The organism is Rhizobium sp. 01N447_2, assembly GCF_056399245.1.
Genome location: NZ_JBFTQY010000080.1, coordinates 1 through 18,766 on the forward strand (window position 1 = coordinate 1; position 18,766 = coordinate 18,766).

At 59.7% G+C, this 18,766-nt stretch carries 18 protein-coding genes and 1 pseudogene; 5 read left to right on the forward strand and 14 right to left on the reverse strand.

Features of this window, described 5'->3' with window-relative positions; translation table 11 throughout:
- Positions 1–373: 373 nt before the first annotated feature.
- The 10 genes and pseudogenes from AC1ECN_RS32805 to AC1ECN_RS32850 all read right to left on the reverse strand — a co-directional run bounded on the left by AC1ECN_RS32805 (position 374) and on the right by AC1ECN_RS32850 (position 10,804).
- Positions 374–928, reverse strand: a complete 555-nt coding sequence (locus AC1ECN_RS32805; RefSeq protein ID WP_477955309.1) for a hypothetical protein — start codon at positions 926–928, stop codon at positions 374–376.
- Between the two features lie 128 nt (positions 929–1,056).
- Entirely contained in the window at positions 1,057–1,731 is a 675-nt protein-coding gene (locus AC1ECN_RS32810; RefSeq protein WP_477955352.1) for a transcriptional regulator, read from the reverse strand.
- Positions 1,732–2,382: 651 nt separating this feature from the next.
- A pseudogene (locus tag AC1ECN_RS32815) lies at positions 2,383–4,167 on the reverse strand (acetoacetate--CoA ligase); the annotation flags it as partial.
- Positions 4,168–4,262: 95 nt separating this feature from the next.
- Positions 4,263–5,048 carry an SDR family NAD(P)-dependent oxidoreductase gene (locus AC1ECN_RS32820; RefSeq protein ID WP_477955311.1) on the reverse strand — a complete coding sequence of 262 codons (786 nt, stop codon included), beginning with the start codon at positions 5,046–5,048 and terminating at the stop codon, positions 4,263–4,265.
- Entirely contained in the window at positions 5,045–6,145 is a 1,101-nt protein-coding gene (locus tag AC1ECN_RS32825; protein ID WP_477955312.1) for an NAD(P)/FAD-dependent oxidoreductase, read from the reverse strand. The genes AC1ECN_RS32820 and AC1ECN_RS32825 overlap by 4 nt, the downstream gene beginning before the upstream one ends.
- Positions 6,142–7,563, reverse strand: coding sequence for an FAD-dependent oxidoreductase (locus tag AC1ECN_RS32830; protein WP_477955314.1), 1,422 nt, complete (start codon positions 7,561–7,563; stop codon positions 6,142–6,144). Before AC1ECN_RS32830 ends, AC1ECN_RS32825 begins: the two co-directional genes overlap by 4 nt.
- Positions 7,560–7,805: a 2Fe-2S iron-sulfur cluster-binding protein gene (locus AC1ECN_RS32835; RefSeq protein WP_477955316.1), complete on the reverse strand. Its 246-nt coding sequence runs from the start codon at positions 7,803–7,805 to the stop codon at positions 7,560–7,562. Before AC1ECN_RS32835 ends, AC1ECN_RS32830 begins: the two co-directional genes overlap by 4 nt.
- A 47-nt stretch (positions 7,806–7,852) precedes the next feature.
- Complete coding sequence (locus AC1ECN_RS32840; protein WP_477955317.1) at positions 7,853–8,752, reverse strand: dihydrodipicolinate synthase family protein; 900 nt, start codon at positions 8,750–8,752, stop codon at positions 7,853–7,855.
- Positions 8,753–8,765: 13 nt separating this feature from the next.
- Positions 8,766–9,644 (reverse strand): SMP-30/gluconolactonase/LRE family protein, encoded by an 879-nt coding sequence (locus AC1ECN_RS32845; RefSeq protein WP_477955319.1) that lies wholly within the window; start codon positions 9,642–9,644, stop codon positions 8,766–8,768.
- Entirely contained in the window at positions 9,641–10,804 is a 1,164-nt protein-coding gene (locus tag AC1ECN_RS32850; protein ID WP_477955320.1) for a CaiB/BaiF CoA transferase family protein, read from the reverse strand. The genes AC1ECN_RS32845 and AC1ECN_RS32850 overlap by 4 nt, the downstream gene beginning before the upstream one ends.
- Before the next feature lie 102 nt (positions 10,805–10,906).
- On the opposite strand from AC1ECN_RS32850, the gene AC1ECN_RS32855 reads away from it, so the two are divergent.
- Entirely contained in the window at positions 10,907–12,247 is a 1,341-nt protein-coding gene (locus AC1ECN_RS32855) for an aspartate aminotransferase family protein (RefSeq protein WP_477955321.1), read from the forward strand.
- Position 12,248: 1 nt separating this feature from the next.
- The gene (locus AC1ECN_RS32860; protein WP_477955323.1) at positions 12,249–13,124 is read left to right on the forward strand and encodes a beta-keto acid cleavage family enzyme; all 876 of its coding nucleotides are present in this window, start codon (positions 12,249–12,251) and stop codon (positions 13,122–13,124) included.
- 2 nt (positions 13,125–13,126) lie between these two features.
- Here AC1ECN_RS32860 and AC1ECN_RS32865 read toward each other — a convergent pair whose 3' ends face one another.
- Positions 13,127–13,918, reverse strand: coding sequence for an IclR family transcriptional regulator (locus tag AC1ECN_RS32865; RefSeq protein WP_477955325.1), 792 nt, complete (start codon positions 13,916–13,918; stop codon positions 13,127–13,129).
- A 74-nt stretch (positions 13,919–13,992) separates the two neighbouring features.
- Between AC1ECN_RS32865 and AC1ECN_RS32870 the strand changes: the two genes are divergently transcribed.
- Genes AC1ECN_RS32870 through AC1ECN_RS32880 form a run of 3 tightly spaced genes read left to right on the forward strand, consistent with a single transcriptional unit; the run spans position 13,993 to position 15,827 of the window.
- Complete coding sequence (locus AC1ECN_RS32870; protein ID WP_477955326.1) at positions 13,993–14,598, forward strand: dioxygenase family protein; 606 nt, start codon at positions 13,993–13,995, stop codon at positions 14,596–14,598.
- Between the two features lie 15 nt (positions 14,599–14,613).
- Positions 14,614–15,282, forward strand: a complete 669-nt coding sequence (locus AC1ECN_RS32875) for a dioxygenase family protein (RefSeq protein ID WP_477955328.1) — start codon at positions 14,614–14,616, stop codon at positions 15,280–15,282.
- A complete protein-coding gene (locus AC1ECN_RS32880) occupies positions 15,279–15,827 on the forward strand; it encodes a gamma carbonic anhydrase family protein (RefSeq protein ID WP_477955330.1) in 549 nt (182 codons plus the stop codon). Before AC1ECN_RS32875 ends, AC1ECN_RS32880 begins: the two co-directional genes overlap by 4 nt.
- Positions 15,828–16,174: 347 nt before the next feature.
- On the opposite strand, the gene AC1ECN_RS32885 is transcribed toward AC1ECN_RS32880, so the two are convergent.
- The 3 genes from AC1ECN_RS32885 to AC1ECN_RS32895 all read right to left on the reverse strand — a co-directional run bounded on the left by AC1ECN_RS32885 (position 16,175) and on the right by AC1ECN_RS32895 (position 18,765).
- On the reverse strand, positions 16,175–16,975 hold the full coding sequence (locus AC1ECN_RS32885) for an amino acid ABC transporter ATP-binding protein (protein ID WP_477955331.1): 801 nt from the start codon (positions 16,973–16,975) through the stop codon (positions 16,175–16,177).
- 53 nt (positions 16,976–17,028) lie between these two features.
- The gene (locus tag AC1ECN_RS32890; RefSeq protein ID WP_477955333.1) at positions 17,029–17,931 is read right to left on the reverse strand and encodes a substrate-binding periplasmic protein; all 903 of its coding nucleotides are present in this window, start codon (positions 17,929–17,931) and stop codon (positions 17,029–17,031) included.
- 72 nt (positions 17,932–18,003) lie between these two features.
- Complete coding sequence (locus AC1ECN_RS32895; RefSeq protein ID WP_477955335.1) at positions 18,004–18,765, reverse strand: SDR family NAD(P)-dependent oxidoreductase; 762 nt, start codon at positions 18,763–18,765, stop codon at positions 18,004–18,006.
- Position 18,766: the final 1 nt, after the last annotated feature.

The window sequence follows — 18,766 nt, forward strand, 5'->3', positions numbered from 1 at the left end:
CCCCATCCAATCGGTCCTGTAAGACGGCTCTATGAAGGTCGACATCATGCCAGACAATGATCCGAAGGAAGGCCAGGACAGAACTCGACCCATTTGCGTCGTCCCGCTCAGGTAAAAGCTGGAAAAGAGCTCGACCTCACCCCGCCCCTCAGAGAAGCGACGGTAACGCTAGGATCCGGGATCGACAGCCCCGTTGTATCGATCATTTGAATTTTCGGCGTGGAAGCTTTTGAGAGGGTGCGCGTGACTTCTAAGTGCATGTCCCCGAAACACCAACACCCACGCCTTGAAAGGACTCGAACCGGCGACACCCTATTCAAATCTGAGATTGTTCACCTACAACAAGCTTAAAAAGGCAGGCAGCGCGCCACACTCACCGTTCAAACCGCTCTAGCATTTTTCTCAACTGCGCGTTTTGCAACGTTAGCTTTCTGGCCAACTGATCCCTGAGCACCCTGATCTCGTCATCGAGGCTCATCTCGTTTGCAGTGTGGATTACCTGGGGATCGTTCGCAATCGCCACCGCTTCCTTGCTGCGGCTCCTTTGCTCGCGCGGTCCGACCTCGGCAGTTCGCTTGATCCGAGTGGCATCATGTGCAGCGGTGACGTCAATACCAGTACCACCGGATATAGCGGGATCAGCGACCTCCACGATTTTGGAGACTTCGCCGTCGACCTTTTCGTGGACGTCGTTTTCGGCTTCTTCGGAATGCAAAGGCTTGAGAGAAATTGCACCGGGTTGACCGTGACGAGGTAGCTCCTCGCCTGCTGGCCGACCATCGCTATTCAGGCTGTCCTCGGCAGGCGTTTCAGTCGAACCAGAACTAGGCAACGCCTGCGGCGAAACCTTCTCGGTCGAGCCGTTCTCTCGCTTTTGTTCGCGTCCCGGTGAGACCAGTCGGGCAAGAAATTTCCAGGGAGACGCCATCTATCCGACCTCGCGTTTTATCCCGCAAGCAGGCAGTGAGTTTTAGTTCCGGCAACAGCATCCACCGCCGCCAAAATGTATACTGGATAAGCATGGAAATGCGGCCGGCGGTTGACCGGCTGCCTATATCAATCGAGCTTGAGCCGCTTGCGCAGATCGGCATTTTCAGCGCGAAGCTTTTCAGCCAGAAGCTTGCGCAGCCGCTGATTTTCCTCTTCCAACTGCAAGAGATCCGCCATCTCATCGATGGCCGTCATCGGCGCGGCCGGCGCTGTCTGCACAGCCTTTGGAGCACGGCGCACAGGTGCGCGTTTGGCGCTCGCCGTAGCTTCGATCACTTTTGCCTTGCGCCCTCTCCTCTTCACGCCACCGGCCCCGGCCAGAGCAGCTGCTGGCTCTGCCATAGCGCCAGCTGACGCGGTCACGAGTGCCGCCTCTTTCTTGGCGCGGGGTTTGCGCTGCTTCTTCGGCGCAATAGGCGTTTCAACAACGATCGGCGCATCGGCACTGGTTGCCGTATCAGTCTCGTCAGCCATGCTCATCTCCTGTGTATGTGATGCAGTTGTTGACGCCTCGAGAGGCGGTGTCAACAACGCCTCGGCTTGATCTGGTTCCGGTAAAGACATCTCATTGTTGGATTTGCCACTCTGAGAGCTACCCGACAGAAACGGCAATGCCTCTTCCTCCAGGTCACGAGCGACGGACTTTAGATCCATGTTGCCCCAGATCGAGTTCGAGCTGGTATCGAGTTTTCGTCTGCCGGTTTTGTACTCGACGGCAAAACTGCGTTGCACTTTTTTCAATATAAATGGCCTTGGAAAATCCACGGGATGATTTGGTGATGGGATGGTACGTCCGGAATAACGATTACAGGACTGCCCGTCTATAGCCATGCTCCTATCAGATCCACCGCATCGTGTCCGGGCAGAATATATGGCTAATCAAATGCGGGCTGAGCCGCGTGAGGCCACATTGGCGAAGTCGAACCGTACTGAATCAAAAGTTGCACGTCGCGCGGACTTATCGGCGAGCTTCCCTGTTGTGCATCTCGGAGTCTTAAAAGATTTTCCGCAACGCCGACGTCGGTCTATGTAGCGCATCCAGAGCTCCGGCGTTGCCGGCGCGCGCGCGAAGGCCCGTTCGATCGGCGCCACCGTCGTCACGCATGAACTGCCGAACCCTCATCGAAGAAGCAATGCGCCTGTCAACCTTGTCTTTCTTTGCTCGCCTGTCGGGCCAGTTCCCTTCGATAGATTACGCGATCCTTTTGGCCTAAACCGTGAGCTCCATAGCAACAAGCCGGACTCTGGCCTGGAAAGCTCTCGCCGTGCCAGAATCGTTGACCCCGCTATTTCAGTGTCAGTGGCGTAAAAGGCATTTATGGAATGCATCTGTCGTGAAACATCGAGATTGTATTATGAAGCCAACCATCGATCGCGCCGACTTTTAAACCTTCAGCGCTTCGAGCGCCGTAAAAGCTCGAGTGATTCCGGATTTCCGAGCGCTTCCTTGTTTTTCACTGACCTGCCATGCACAACCTCACGGACAGCGAGTTCGACAATCTTGCCGGACTTGGTGCGCGGGATATCTGCGACCTGGATGGCCTTGGCCGGCACGTGGCGTGGCGAAGCGCCGGTGCGGATCTTGGCCTTGATCTTCTTGACGAGGTCGGCGTCCAGAGTCAGGCCAGGGGCGAGACGGACGAAGAGGATGACGCGGACGTCATCGTCCCAGTCTTGGCCGATGCAGATCGCTTCCGCCACTTCCTCGAGCTGTTCGACCTGATTGTAGATCTCGGCCGTGCCGATGCGCACGCCGCCGGGATTGAGCGTCGCATCCGAGCGGCCCTGGATGATCAGGCCGCCATGCTCGGTCCATTCGCCGAAGTCGCCAGGGCACCAGATATTGTCGAAGCGCTCGAAATAGGCCGCCTTGTACTTGGCGCCCTCAGGATCGTTCCAGAAATCAACCGGCATCGACGGGAAGGCGTTGGTGCAGACCAGTTCGCCCTTCTCGCCGCGCACCGGCTTGCCCTCGTCGTCCCAGACATCAACCGCCAAGCCGAGGCCCGGTCCCTGGTCACCGCGCCACACCGGCTTGACTGGATTGCCGAGCACGAAGCAGGAGACGATGTCGTACCCCCGAGATCGAGGCGAGTTGGACGTCCGGCTTGATGCCTTCATAGACGAAGGAGAAGCCTTCCGGCGACAGCGGCGAGCCGGTGGATGTAATCAGGCGGAGTTCGGAGAGGTCATGGGTCTTGAGCGGTTCGATGTCGCCCTTGCGCACCGCGTCGATATATTTCGCCGAGGTGCCGAAGATTGCGAAGCGCTCTTCCGCTGCGTAGTCCCACAGCACATTTCCGGTGGGTGCGAAGGGTGATCCGTCGAACAGGCAGAGCGTTGCGCCGCTCGCGAGGCCCGAGACCCGCCAGTTCCACATCATCCAGCCGCAGGTGGTGAAATAGAACAGCTTGTCGCCATCACCAACGCCGGAATGGAGCGGTGTTCTTTCAAATGCTGCAGCAACGTGCCACCGGCGGAATGGACGGTGCATTTGGGCACGCCGGTCGTGCCCGATGAGAACAGGATGTAGAGCGGGTGGCCGAAGGGCAGTTGTTCGTATTCCACCGGCTTGGCGGCGAAGGGAATGGTCGCGGCATCTAAGCTGCGGCCATCAGCCAGCGAGGCGGCAAGCGCTTCGGCATCGCCGGCATATTTGACCACCATGACCGGGCAGCCGAGCCTTGGCGCCACGGCGCGGACCTTGTCGCCGACGTCCTGCAGCTTGCCATTGTACCAATAGGCATCACAGGTGATGAAGAGCTTCGGCTCGATCTGGCCGAAACGATCGAGTACGGCCCTGTTCGCCGAAGTCCGGGGAGCAGGACGACCAGATCGCGCCGATCGAAGCCGTCGCCAGCACGCAGGCGATGGTCTCCGGCAAATTCGGCATCATCGCCGAAATCCGGTCGCCCTCGCCGATGCCATTGCACGGAACGCCTGTTGCAGCTTTGAGACGGTGGAATGAAGCTGATCCCAGCTCCAATGGTAGCTCACCTTGTCCTCGCCGCGATGGACCAGCGCATCCTCAGGGCCATGCTTGACCAGCAGATTCTCGGCGAAGTTCAGCTCGGCATCAGGGAAGAAGCGGGCATCGAGCATGACGTCGCCGTCAACCAATTCGCGGGCATCCTTGGTCCCGCGCACGCCGCAGAAATCCCAAAACGCGGACCAGAAGGCGCCGCGCTCATCGATCGACCATTGATGGAAGGCCTGCTTAGTGCCAAGAGGCTGTTGCCATGGGTGTAATCCTCTCTGGTAGTGAGTGAAGATTAGTAGCGGCCGCAGTCGACCTTCATCTTGTCGCCCGTGATCGCCGAGCTGAGGTCAGAGGCATAGTAGAGCGCCGCGCGGCCCACCTCTTCGGGAGCGACCCAGCGTCTGAGCGCGGCAACATCGGTATAGTTCGCGCGCTCGATCTCCTCGACGGTGCGGCCCTCGGCCTCGGCACGACGTTTCAGGATACGGTCCATGTTCTCGCCCGAGACCGCGCCCGGCATCAAAGCGTTGACGCGCACATTCACCGGGCCCAGTTCGCGCGCCATGGTCTCCGTGATGCCGATTAGCGCGAATTTCGACGCCACATAGGCTGAACGCATGGGGTAGCCCTGAATGCCCATGAGAGAGGACATGTTGATAATCGAACCGGATTTCTGCGCGCTCATGATCCGCGCGGCCTCTTGCAGGCAGTACATTGCACCCACGAGATTGATGTTCATGCAGGCAACCCATGCGCCCATATCAACCTCAGCCACCGGGGCGATCGGACCTGGACCGCCGGCATTGTTGAGCAGCACATCGACCCGGCCGTTGATCTTCTGCGCGGTTGCGAACATGGCTTTTACCTGCTCTTGTTCCGACACGTCGCAGGCAATGGCATGGCCGCCAATCTCCGCCGCAACCCGCTCCAGCGGCTCGATGCGGCGACCGACAACCACCACAGTCGCACCGGCATCCGCAAAAACCCTGGCGGTGGCTTCGCCTATGCCGCTACCACCGCCGGTAACGATGGCAAGCTTGCCGTCCAAACGGCAGTGTTCGGTTGAAATCTGGCTCATGTAGTTTCCTCATCAAAGCTACGCGCGGGATCGAACAGGGGCAGTTCAGGCTCCCGCCCCATTATGAAATCGCCCATCAGTTTGCCGATATAGGGACCGATGGTAAAACCGCCCCGGACACAGCCTAGGACGAATGCGTTCTCTACCCCCGGCAGAGCACCAGCGAGGGGGTAGAAATCAGGCACGTTGGCCTCGAATCCCGTCCAGCTTCGCAAGATCCGTGCGTTGGCGAGCGCGGGCAGTGCATACTGCGCCAGCGCCAAGTTGGGTTGCACGCTCTCTGCCATGACATGTCCGCGCCCATCCTGCGGCGTTCCGCGTCCCTGCCAGCCGCCGCCAATCAGAACTGTGCCGTTTGACTTTTGCTTCATGGTCAGCAGGCCGGTAGCGTGGCCTATCACGGTGGAGACCAGCGGCGGCAGCCGCTCCGTCACCGACACTGTATTAATCCGTGCCTGAACCGGCAACTCCACGCCCAGCAGTGCCGCGACGGGTCTAAGCCAGGCTCCGGCGGCCAAAAGTAGGCGTCGGGCATGGACCAACCCGTCGGGCGTGGTCAGGTTAAAGCCTTCCTTCGCCGGATCGGCTGCACTGACCGGGCAACGTTCGCGATAGGGAATACCGGCGTCGCGCAGCCGCCGGCGGAAATACTGACCCGTCAGTGACGAATTGGCATAGCCGTCTTCGGGGYAATAAGCCGCGGCCAATACCTCTCGGGTCAGGCCCGGCTCGGCCTCGCGGATTTGCCGATCCGAAACGAACGTGATAGGCGCCCCGGCCTCGGCCTTGAGTGTCTGGCGCTCATGCAGTAACGCGGCCTCACGTTCGGTGAAAGCCAGCGTAAAGCCGCCGGTCTTGTGAAAGCCGACCGCGTCGCCCATCGCTTCCCATTCGTGGTGGCCCTTCAGCGCATAGGGCATTAGCCGGACGCGCTTGATCTGCAGGCTCAGCGTGCCAGCATTCACGCCCGATGCCCCCTGTCCCAGATCGCCTTGGTCCAGAACAATGGGTTGCATTCCGCCTTCGGCCATACGAAGCGCACTTGCGCAGCCCATGATGCCGCCGCCGACGATGGCTATGTCATAGCTTTTGGTCATAGTGGTGCGGGTTTCGGGATTGGCAGTTCGGAATACCTGAAGTCACCTGCGAGCGCCGCAACGGGCACCGGGCGCAGAGGCGGACGCGGGGTAGGGGGCGGCACGTTGGCCTCGGTGCAACCCTCAGCTTCAGCGATCATGCGAGCCACGGTGGTCTGGCAGAACTTGCCGCCGCAGGGCCCCATCCCTGCCCGTAGGCCTGATTTCACAGCATTGGTGCTGCCAGCACCGTTGCTGATCTCTGCGGCGATATCGGTCCGTGAGAGGCTTTCGCAGCGGCAAACGATTGTCTCATCGGTGGTCAACCGCAGGAGCCCAGGGCGGGGAATGCCAAGGCTCGTCATCGCCATGCCGAAGCGGGCTGCACGATGGAAGGAGGCGCGTAGGCGATCACGTTCTGCCCTGGTGTCGGCCCCCAAATGCTGGACGGCGCTCAAACCGGCGAGCCGACCGTGAATTTCCGCCGCGGCCGCGCCACGAATTCCAGTGCCGTCGCCGCACAGGAAAAGACCACTGATGTCAGTTCCTCCATCCGCACCTTGGCACGGTACCCATCCGCCCAACTGGAGGCTATACTCCAGCCCTAACCCTGCCAGTTGCGCGGCCTCGGTGCACGGGAGCAGCCCGTTGCCGAGACACAGACTGTCACCCTCAACGCGCCGCGCTGGACCAGTCGGCGACCAGCCGGCGGTAAGCTTGCGGAATTCGATACTCGCGACCTGGGTTTGACCTTCAACCCGTGTCACAGCGTGGCGCCACCAGATCGGTATGCCGCCAAGGATCAGATCGGCGATCCAGCGCGAGCCGCGCAGCAGTAGATCGGGGCGGGACACCATTGCTGGCAGGCAACGCAGCCAGTCACCACGGCTGTTAGGGGTAATTATGGCGACCACCTCACCACCCAATCGGCGGATCTCGGATGCAACGAAGAACACCAGCGGCCCGGTACCGGAAACGATTGTGCGCTTTCCTGGCAGAGTCATTTCCTGCTTGAATAGCGCCGTCGCACCGGCCAATCCCAGCACCCCCGGCGTTGTCCAACCCGGCGCCGGCTGCACGAATTCGCGTGCGCCAGTGGCAATGATCAAGGCGCGCGCATGCAGAACCTCACTACGTCCTTGCCGTAGCACATAAAGATTCCAGCCCTTCCCGCTCCGTTCGATTTGCCAGACCCGCGCTGCGCCGATGTGGGTGACCAAGCTGTCGTCGATCTCCTGGCGCAGCCGACTTCCCGCCACGGTTTCAGGCGTATTCGGCGCGTCCAAGATCGCAGTGCTCTTGGCGCGCCAGACCTGACCACCTGCTGTAGGTTGCTCGTCAAGCAGCGTAACGGAAAGGCTGTGGCGCGCGGCGGTCAGCGCCGCGTTCGCACCGGCTGGCCCAGCTCCGATCACGGCGATGTCTGTACTTTGCATCATGATTTTTGCCTTAGCGATGTGACCGCCAATCCCCGCGCGACCGCGTAGCGGCAGCTTTCGACGACCGTGCCGTCGATGCGCACGACGCATTCCTGGCACAGGCCCATGCAACAGAATGCCCCCCGCGCTCCACTGTCTTCCGGCGCATCCCGCAGGTGCAGATGGCCGGACCGCATCAACGCCACCATCAGACTTTCGCCGTCATGACCGGACACCGGGACATCGTCGAAGGTGAATTCCACCCTCGGCTTGCGCCGGATCCGACTGGACTGATCGGGCGTGAGGCGCATCAGGAATAGCTGATCCCAAGCTGGTCGAAAGTGCGTTTGATCTTCTCGATGTCGTCTACGGTTGCAGGCATGACAGGATCGCGCGGGACTCCGGCGGGCAGGCCAATAAGGTTCAACGCCGCTTTGAACGACGCGGGCCATGTGGCGGTACCCATCAGCAATTCATAAAGGACGGTAAGTTGGTAGTGGGCATGGCGCCAGGTTAGGTCCGGGGCACCGGCGCCGACGGCAGACATATCGGATGGCTTCAGGTGAGTGAATTCGGGACCGGTGGCAATGAAGCCTTTGGCCCCGAGCGCAAAATTCGGCAGGATATAGTGGCAAGGGCCAGTCATCACCGACATTTTGTCACCGAGGCGCTGCAACAGGTGCGTGTGATGGAAGTAGTCGCGCTGGCTTTCCTTTATGCCGATGACATTGTGGTTGTTCAGCAGGGTTTCAATCTGGTCCACGCTCAACGAAAAGCCCATTCGACGCGGCGAATTATACAGTACCAGCGGCTTGGCCGTCGCCGCCGAAATCTTATCGAACCGCGCCATCAGCTCGGCCTCAGAAGCCTTCAACACGTAAGTCTGTGGCATCGACAGCAGCATATCGGCGCCGTTTTCCTCGGCAGCTCTCACATAAGCCAAAGAAGCGGCGATTGTGGGGGCGGAAATTCCCATCATCACACCCACACGGCTCTTTGCGGTATCTTTGGCCAGTCGCACCAGCCGGCCGCGCTCGTCCGCCGATAGCGCCCAGCTCTCACCGTTGTCGCCCGCTATGCAGATGGTGGTCGCCCCGCGACCGATCAGGAACTCGAATAACTCAACAAAAGCGTCTTCCATGATTTCGCCCGTATTGCTGAAGGGCGTGGCGATGGCGGGCACGTAGCCGCGGAGGTCTTCTTTCTTCATAGGTGTCGGAACCTCAATCAGGAATATCAATGGTGAAAACGGTGCCTGTCTGGGCATCGACGACGAAAAGGCGGGTCTGCTCGTCCGGGTGGAAGGTCACGGAGGTTGTCCAAAGCCCTTCAGGCAAGCGGACTTCRGCAATTTCGTCGCCGAGCGCGTCGAAAACATAAGCTCGTCCGGCCTGAGCCTGCGCCACGGCCAGCCAGCCCCGCGCATTGGTGGCCAGCCCGTCCGGTCCCAACCCGCCGGAGAGTTGCAGGAACGTGCCCGCCATCGGCTGGCCTCTTTCGGGAAGGCGGGTGGATAGCCGCCAGACCTGGTTGGCGCGGGTCGCGGCAACATAGAGCCAAGCGCCGTCTGGCGACAGGCAAATGCCGTTGGAGTAGGGTACGCACTCGAGCAGCAGACGCATCTCACCCGTGGCCGACATGCAATAGACCCGCCCGCGTTGATCGCTCAGAGAGGTACGGCCGCTATCGGTGAACCAAAGCGCGCCGTCCGCTCCGTAGCACATGTCGGAAAGTCCAAGAAACGGTTGGCCTGCCAGCCCGTTCGTCAACACTTCGTAGCTGTCATGACCAGTCAGTTCAATCAAGCCGTGCCGATAGTCCGCGGCAATGTGGCGGCCATCCGGGGCGATGCGCATGGCATGGGGTTCGCCGTCAAATCGGTGCATCACCTCCCACGCCCCTTTGGGCGAGACGCGGAGCACGCGGCCATAGGGCACGTCCGAGAGCCACAGGCTGCGCCCCTCGTCAAAGAAGGCGGCTTCGAGGAAAGAGTGGATCGCCTGCCCCGGCCGGGTCATCCTGGCCCAGGCAGAGGGCTCGCCCTTGTGGCGTAACTCTTCCGGCAAACGGAAGGCCGGTTCCGCGGTCAGCCGAAGAGTCATTGCATTACCCCAGTGTTCCAAAGGGCCGCGATGGCTTCGGGACCATACCCCAGACCCTCCAAAATCTGGCCGTTGTCTTGCCCTAGTTTGGGCGGTGCGCGGGTTAGTATCGGACCACCCCGACTCATCCGATAGGCTGCCAGCGGCAAGGAGATCGAGGGATCGGCCGGGGAGGCCACGAAATAGCCCCGCGCCGCGATCTGCGGCGAGGCAACGGCCTCTTCCAGTGGCAGAATCTTCTCGGCGGGAATGTCGGCGGCATCAAGGATCGCCTGCCATTCCTCTGCAGTGCGCTCCCGGAATACCAGCTCAATCGCTGTGCGGATCGCGGCTGAGTGAGTTTCAACATCGGTCCAGTCGCGGATTCCAGCGAGAAGCGGAATATCGTGCCCCAGAGCCGCAAGGCACGCCCCGAGCTTACGATATTGCGTCGGCTTAAACGCGCCCAACATCAGGCGGCCATCCCCCGTGTCAAACATTGAAATTCCCGCCTCGCGGACCTTCGACTTTGCCTCGGGCGCCTGTTTCACGGCGGCTTCTGGCGCCATTAACGATAGCGCCACCTCCAACATCGATGCGCTGATATGGCATCCCTCACCCGTACGTTCGCGTTGCAGGAGCGCAGCGGAAATTGCGAAAGCAGCGGAATATCCTGCCGCGTAATCGACGAAGGACACCCCCGGCTTCTGGCCGTCGCATTGCGCGATGGCACCCGAGGCAGCCTGAATCGTATTGTCGTAAGCGCCCTTGGCGGCCCTTGGGCCAGTATCGCCATACCCGGTCATTGAACAGTGGACGATGCGCGGATTGCATTTTCGCAAGTCGTCATATCCCAACCCGAAGCCATCCAACACACCGGTCGAGTAGTTCTCCAGAAAGACATCTGCGGTTTCGACTAGCTTCAKAAGCGCCGCCCGCCCCGGTCCGACGCGGAAGTCGAGTGCTAGCGACTTCTTGTTCCCACCCTGCACTTGGTAGGTCAGTCCGATTCCTGCCGCATTTAATGTAGGCAAAGGACCGCGCCCACGCGCGCAGTCGGGCGAAAGGGGCAGCTCGACCTTGATCACATCTGCCCCGAGAAGCGCAAACTGATAACCACAGAACGGCCCGGCAAGAACCTGCGATACCTCGATTACGCGAAGCCCGGACAATGCACCCATGACGATAAACTCCGTATTCCATCCTGAGCAGGAATTCGCTTGAGTCAGCTCACAATGTTTAGTATACAAAACGGCGTTATATATGCAAGACGGAATTGAACCATGTCCCACGTTCTGCACCGCTCCCTCGAAACGACCCTTCCAACCGCTGTCGGCGGCGATGGAAACTTCCTGATTGACCACACCGGCAAGCGCTACCTGGATGCGTGCGGTGGTGCCGCTGTGTCATGTCTCGGCCACGACAATGCAAAGGTCCGAGCCGCCATCAAGGCGCAGATCGACCGAGTGGCTTTCGCGCATACAAGCTTTTTCACCAACGAACCGGCTGAAGAGCTTGCAAGTTTCCTTGTGGCACGCGCACCCGAAGGCACGGGCAACGGCCGGGTGATGTTTTTGGGCAGCGGATCCGAGGCGATGGAGGCGGCGCTCAAACTAGCGCGGCAATACCATCTTGAACGCGGCGAAGCCGCGCGGACGCGGATTATCGCCCGGGCCCCGTCATATCATGGTAACACTCTGGGTGCGCTGGCGACCGGGGGCCATGCGGGCAGGCGGGCACCCTTCCAGCCGCTGTTGCTGGACGTCGATCACATCGACGCCGCTTACGAATACCGGATGCGCAAAGACGACGAGTCCGAGGCCGATTTTGGTCAGCGCATGGCGGACCTGTTGGACCAGCGCATCCAGAAACTTGGTCCCGACACCGTCATGGCCTTTGTGGCGGAGCCGGTGGTCGGTGCTTCGCTCGGAACGCAACCGGCGCCGGGTGGCTATTTTAAACGTGTCCGCGAGATCTGCGACAAGCACGGCGTTCTATTCGTCGCCGACGAGGTCATGTGCGGCATGGGGCGCACCGGTAGCCTTTTCGCGCTGGAACAAGAAGGTATTGCAGCCGATATTACAACGCTCGCCAAGGGTCTTGGCGCGGGGTTCCAGCCGATCGCCGCTGTCATGGCCGCCGAAAAGATCGTGGCCGCAATTCAGAAGGGTAGCGGACTGCTTTGGAACGGACACACCTACATGTCGCACGCCGTCGCCACCGCCGGCGCACTGGCCGTACAGAAGGTGATCGAGGACGAGAACCTGCTGGAAAACGTCCGGGCGCGCGGCGAACAGCTGCGTGATGCGCTGAACGCACGCTTCGGTCAGAATCCCAATATCGGTGATATCCGAGGCCGGGGTTTGTTCTGGACCGTGGAACTGGTGCAAGATAAAGCCAGCAAGGCGCCCTTCCCTGCTGCTGCCAGGTTATCACAAAAGATCCAGAAAGCCGCACTTGACCTTGGCTTGATGTGCTACCCGGCGCAGGGCTGCGCAGATGGGACTAATGGAGATCACATCCTACTGGCCCCGTCCTATACCTCGACCCCCGAGCAGATCGCGCGCATCGTTGATCTGGTCACGCAAGCGGTCGAGACAGTTCTTGGCAGGCTGGAGAAGTGACATGGTCAAGAAAACCATCCTGACAGCCGCTATCACCGGCAATCTGATGTCGCCGGAAAATAGCCCGCATCTGCCGGTCACGCCGAAACAAATCGCCGATCAGGCGCTGGACGCGGCCAAGGCGGGGGCCGCTATCTTGCATTTGCATGTGCGCGACCCCGAGACCGCCAAGGGCTCGATGCGCCTCAACCTCTACCGCGAACTCGTCGAGCGCATCCGAGAACAAAATGAGGCGGTCGTCCTCAACCTCACCACCGGCGAGGGCGGCCGCTTCATCCCGTCTGACACCGATCCGCAGATCGCCGCGCCGGGATCAACGCTTTGCGTACCCGAAAAGCGCGTGGCTCATGTCGAAGAGCTGCGCCCCAATATCTGCACGCTCGACTTCAACACTATGTGGTCGGGTCAAGCCAGCGTCATCAACGCCCCGCACAACCTGGAGATCATGGCAGAGCGGATTTACGCGGCAGGCGTCAAGCCTGAGATTGAGATATTCGATTCCGGCGATCTGCACATGGCGAAGGATTTCATCGCCCGCGGCATTATCAAGACACCGCTCATGGTGCAAATCGTGTTGGGCGTTCGCTTCGGGGCCGTGGCCAACCCCGAAACCATGGCCTATCTGGTCAGTCAGTTGCCCGACGGAACGCAATGGGCAGCGTTCGGGATTGGGCGGATGGCGTTCCCGATGCTGGCACAGGCCTTTCTCTTGGGTGGTCACTGCCGGATCGGGATGGAGGACACGGCATATATTGACAAGGGTGAATACTGCCGGTCGAACGCGCAATTGGTGGAAAAGGGCGTCTCCATCATCCACAGCCTTGGCGGCACCATCGCCACCTCCGGCGAGGCCCGCGCGATCCTCGGTCTACGCTGATGTCAGCCCGGCCCGCTATATCCCATTTCACGCGAGATCTGCAGTGCGGTGTCCCGGGTTTCGGGGATGTAGAAGCTATGGAGCCGGCCGAAGTCGAAGCCGCTGTCCGGCCCCGATATATTGATGCATGCGGCCACCTTTCCGCTGTTGTCGCGCACCGGAACCGCAACGCTAGATCCGCCAGGGTCCCGGAACCCGCGCGAGACGATATAACCTTGGGCGCGGACCTCGTCGACACGGGCTTTGAGTGCTGCGGCGTTGGTTGGGGTGTGCTCCGTATACGCAGTCATTACCTGCCCCTCGCAGAACTCCTCAAGCTCGGCATCGCTCAGCGCCACAAGAAGACACCAGCCAATCGCCGATGCATAGGCGGCGGTTCGCGTACCGGTGACCATGTTCGACACGAACCCCGTGCGTGCCTGGTGGCTACCGAGATAAAGAACGTCGTGACCCTCAAGTACACTCAAATGGGAGCTGACGCCGGTCTTGTCCCGCAAAGCTGCAAGGTGCGGGCGTGCGATTGTCGTAATCGGCAATTGACTGAGATAGGCAAAGCCGAGGTTCAAAACTCGTGCGCCCAGAGTATAGCTGTTAGCCTGCTCTGCCTCCTTGAGGAAGCCCATCTGCCGCAGGGTATAGATCAGACGAAACACCGAGGACCGGTGAAGCTCCATCGCTTGCGAGATTTCACTGAGCGACATCGGCTTGCCTGCCTCCCCAAGGATCTCGAGCACCCGAAGCCCCCGGTGGAGGCCAGGAACGAAGTATGCGGAATGATTGGGGGATTCGGTCATGGTTCGGCCCGGTCTTTCGCCATTTGCGCCGACGTTTTATATCTAAAACACGACAGGTTCAACGGAGGAATTTCATGACACAGCAGCATCGGGGAAATGCTCTGAAATCCACCAACGAGGACACCTGCGGTCCCTACTTTCCGATCTATTTCGAGGATGAGAGCCTCGAAGATCTGACCTCGATCCATCCGGGCGTCATCGGCGGGGCTAGTGGGCAGCATATCATACTCCGCGGCCGCGTTGTGGACCGGCACGGAGATCTGGCCAACGGCGTCGTTATGGAGTTCTGGCAGGCTAATGCCAAGGGGATCTACCGCACCCCAAGAACGGCAGGTCACCCGGATATCGACCCTTGGTTCTTTGGATACGGCAGGCTTCGCAGTGCCAGCGGCGAGTACTCCTTCCGGACAATCCTGCCCGGCGCCGCCGACGGGCGGGCGCCGAACATCACGGTGACATTGTTTTCGGACGGCATAAGCAGGATCGTTACGCAGGTCTTCTTTGCCGACCAACTCGGCAACGACGGAGACCCCTTGCTGTTGGAGCTGGACGATGTGGATCGCGCACGGCTGATGGCCCGCCCGGACGGGCGCACGGTGGACGGGGCGGAGGTCTATCGTCTCGATATAGTGATGGCCGGGGAGAATGAGACCCCGTTCTTCGATGATTTCGTAAGCTAATAGGAGGATGCTCATATGACAAAGCTGGGACGGCAGATCGGCATCGGGCCGACCGACAACACCTCGGATCAGCGGACCCCGCGCAAGCGCCTGCGCCTGATCCCCGCGGCCGCCCGCGAAAGCTTCGTGCCTTGCGTACCCGCGCGAGTGCTGAGTCGCCAGAACGAATGGGACATGACCCGAATTTCGCCCGACCTTACCCGCGCTGACGGCGTTCCAATCGAGGTCACGGGAACCGTGCGGACCGAAAGCGGCCGGCCCCTACGCGCCACGCTGTTGGAAATCTGGAACGCCAATCACTATGGCCGTTACCGACATATCGAGGATCATTCGGGGCTGAAGCTCGATGAGCACTTCCTAGGCATGGGCCGGGTCGTGACCGACGATGACGGCAATTACCGGTTCTGGACTATCATCCCCGGGGCTTATCTGGCACGCCCTGACATCGGGCGCTGGCGGCCCAAGCATATCCATCTGTCGGTCAGCGGCGGTTCGGCCAGGCTGATCACCCAGATGTACTTCCCGGACGAACCCAACAACGTCACTGATCCGATGGCAATCCTGATGGGAGACGCGTTCGAGCGAAACATCGGCAAACCTTATGACACGCCCGGGATCGACGTGGAAAAGGGCTTCAGGTTCGACGTTGTCGTCGGCGGCCGCAACGCGACCTTTTTCGAATGAGTGCGTCGTCAAACCTTTACGCGCTGGGGGACTACTCCCCTAGCATTCCAACGGACGGCGATGTTTGGATCGCCCCTGATGCGCGGGTCATCGGACAAGTGACGCTTGGCGCCGGCGCCTCTGTTTGGTGGGGGTCGGTGCTGCGCGGCGACAACGAACCCATCGTCATAGGAGAAAACAGCAACATTCAGGAACATTGCGTTCTGCATGTCGATCCCGGCTTTCCACTGACCATCGGAGCGGGTTGTACAATTGGCCACAAGGCCATGCTACACGGCTGCACCATTGGCGACGGCTGCCTGATCGGCATGGGAGCCACCGTCCTCAACGGCGCCCGGATCGGCCGAAATTGCCTAATAGGGGCCGGAGCGCTGGTGACCGAGAGGATGGACATCCCCGACGGATCGCTGGTGATCGGAGTGCCGGCTAAGGTCAAACGCCCGCTCACGCCCGAGGCAATCGAGGGTATGGAGCGGACGGCGCGGAAGTATGTCTGGAATAAATCGCGGTTCCGGGACCATCTAACGCCGCTCCCCCTGGTTTGAACGATGCACGCTGACTAAGCAGGGTCGAGACGGCCGAGCGGCGTCACTAGATCTTTCGCAACAAGTCTCGGAACTTCAGCTGCCCATGAGCAATGGACCGGCGGTGGACGGCTCGGCGGACGCGCGCATTGTATATCGAGCGGGGATGTACATCAGCCTAGCGCGGGGTACCGACACACTCGTCCTAGCTTGGTCCGCCTCGCTCTCGAACTATCGGAAGTCACGAGAGACCCACCAGTCGGTGCCTTGCGGACTGTTGTTCTCAGATCGTTTTTTCGACGCCTTCTAGAAAAGGCCCCGATATTCGGCGTCCGTACAGTACCCCATCACGCCTGTCCGTGCACACTTTAGGCAATCTCCGATAAAAATCGTTTTGCACGGCCGGTCTTTGGATTGTCGAGGAAATCGTTCGAAAGCCCCTCCTCGATGATTTCACCCTTTTCGAGAAAAACGATGTGGTTGCCGACTGCACGTGCAAAACCCATCTCGTGGGTCACGACAACCATGGTCATTCCTTCTTTGGCAAGATCCTGCATTACCGCCAGCACACTTCCTCGCAATTCGGGATCAAGGGCGGAGGTCGGTTCGTCAAAGAGCATTGCCAATGGTTTTGTCGCAATTGCACGCGCAATGGCAACGCGTTGCTTTTGTCCCCCTGACAGTTGCCCAGGATAATGCCCCTCTCTCTCGGCCAAGCCGACCTTGGCGATTTCCTGGCGAGCAATTTCGCTGGCTTCGTCCTTGGATTTTCCCTTTGTGTGAATGAGGCCACACATGACGTTTTGCAGCACGGTCATATGCGGGAAAAGGTTGAAGTGCTGGAAAACCATCCCGGTTTCCCGGCGAAGCCGCTGAAAGTCACTCTTATGACGGCGTTCCTTCGACCGCGTACCATGATACGCGCCGGCGTCCCACTCCACCGATCCGACCCGCAAGTGGCCTTCGTCGGGAATAGTAAGCAGATTGAGACATCTCAAAAGGGTGCTTTTACCCGAGCCGCTTGGACCAAGCAAAACGACAACATCACCCTCGAGTACATCGAGCGACACAGAGTTCAGTCCCCTGATATTGGGGAGATCGCGACTGGGAAACCATTTGCTCGCATTGCGCAATGAGATGACGGTTTTTCTGTTTTCGGCGTTTTCCACTTTTCCGCTCCTTGAAGAAGCGGGGTGGCCTGATAGGCCACCCCATGAGAGTATCAGGCTTCCACGCGAAGCGGGCTTCCGCCCGGGCCGACAGCAAGATAGGGCAATCCCGCAGCGATCGCATCCTTGCCGATATACTCGCGGAACAGGGAATTGAGGATGCCTCCTGCCGCATTGAACAACAACCAGTTGGTCACAAACATGTACATCTTGGTATCCCCTGTCGGCATGAAGAAGGTGTTATGATCGACATAGGCGGGCTCGTTGCCGATGATCGCCAGGTCAACGCCCTGCTTCTTGGTATTCACGATGGTAAACAGCGATTGCAAGGTCGCGTTAGCGCGGCCGGACATCACCTCGCCGATAGCCCCTGTCTGATCGGGAAAGACAGAGACGGTTGCTTTAGGGTAGAGCGCACGGATCTTTGCTTCTTGTGAGCTTCCCTGAAGGGCTGCGAACTTAAACCCTGAAGTGTTCATCTGGTCAAACGTCAGATCTGCCGCCTCCCGCCCGACGATGTAGACCGGTTGGAAGGTAACTGCACAACCTGCGAACCAACCACGCAACGAACGGGAAGGTAAGATCGTTCCGGTAGTCATCATATCGGCCCGGCCCGACTCTACGGCCGCGAACATCTGACCGAAATCCATGTCGGCAAATTCGACCTGGATGTCGGGAGAGACATCCTTGATCATTTGACGAATGATGGCGATCTCGTAGCCGTCTGGCTCGCCCTTGTCATTGATGTAGAGGTTGGGCGGATATTTGAGGCTCGCCGCCACCACGATCTTCTTGGTGCGGATCGCTTTGTCGAGAACCGATTCCTTGTTGGTATCCTGCGCGCGCGCCGGTGCTGTCGCCCCAAGAGCAACGGCCGCTGCGCCACCGGCGAACAGACCTGCGGTTAGGAGCGAACGACGGTTTGCCTGCATTCCATTATCTTGCTTCGTATTCATGAGCATTCCCCTTGTTGTTTTCACAATGAAATTTATGGCCTGCAACCCACGGACTGTGGGGTACAGCTGGTGCTAAGCGGTTAGCCCGCCGTCGACTGTCAGCTGCGCGCCATTCACGTAGCTGGCATCCTCACTCGCCAAGAAGAGCGTAGCTTTGGCGATTTCCTCATATGTTCCGAGACGACCGAGAGGCACCGTCGGGGCGAAACGTTCATCACGTGCAGCGACCTGGTCGACCGACATTCGTGTCAATCGATCGGCCATGACACTCTCGAGAACGCCGGGGCAGATCGCATTTGCACGAATCCCTTTTGCTCCGTAGTCCCGGGCAATTGTTCGGGTGAGCATGATCAATCCAGCTTTGGAAACCCCGTAGACGGCCTCGGCGGTCGAAGCACGCTGGCCCGCGATCGAGGCCGTGTTGACGATCACACCCTTTCCCACTTCCACCATGTGAGGGATGGCTTCTCGACAAAAGAGAAAGGCCGAATTCAGATTGACATCTAAAGCGTGCCGCCAGGTCGCAGGATCGGTTTGCGAGATTGTTCCAGTGGGATTGATACCAGCATTGTTGATCAGGATGTCGAGCGCCCTAAATCGAGACAACGCCAGTGCAATGGCCTGTTTTGAGGTTTGTTCGTGGGAAACATCACCGACGATCTCGACCACCTCACCTCCTTCGTTCCGTAGAGCGACGGCGAGATTTTCCAGCTGATCTTTTGCGCGATCGACGAGAACAAGTTTCGCGCCCTCTTGCGCCAATGATTTTGCGATGGCGCGCCCAAGCCCGCTTGCAGCCCCTGTGACGATGACCGCTTTTCCTGAAAACCGCATA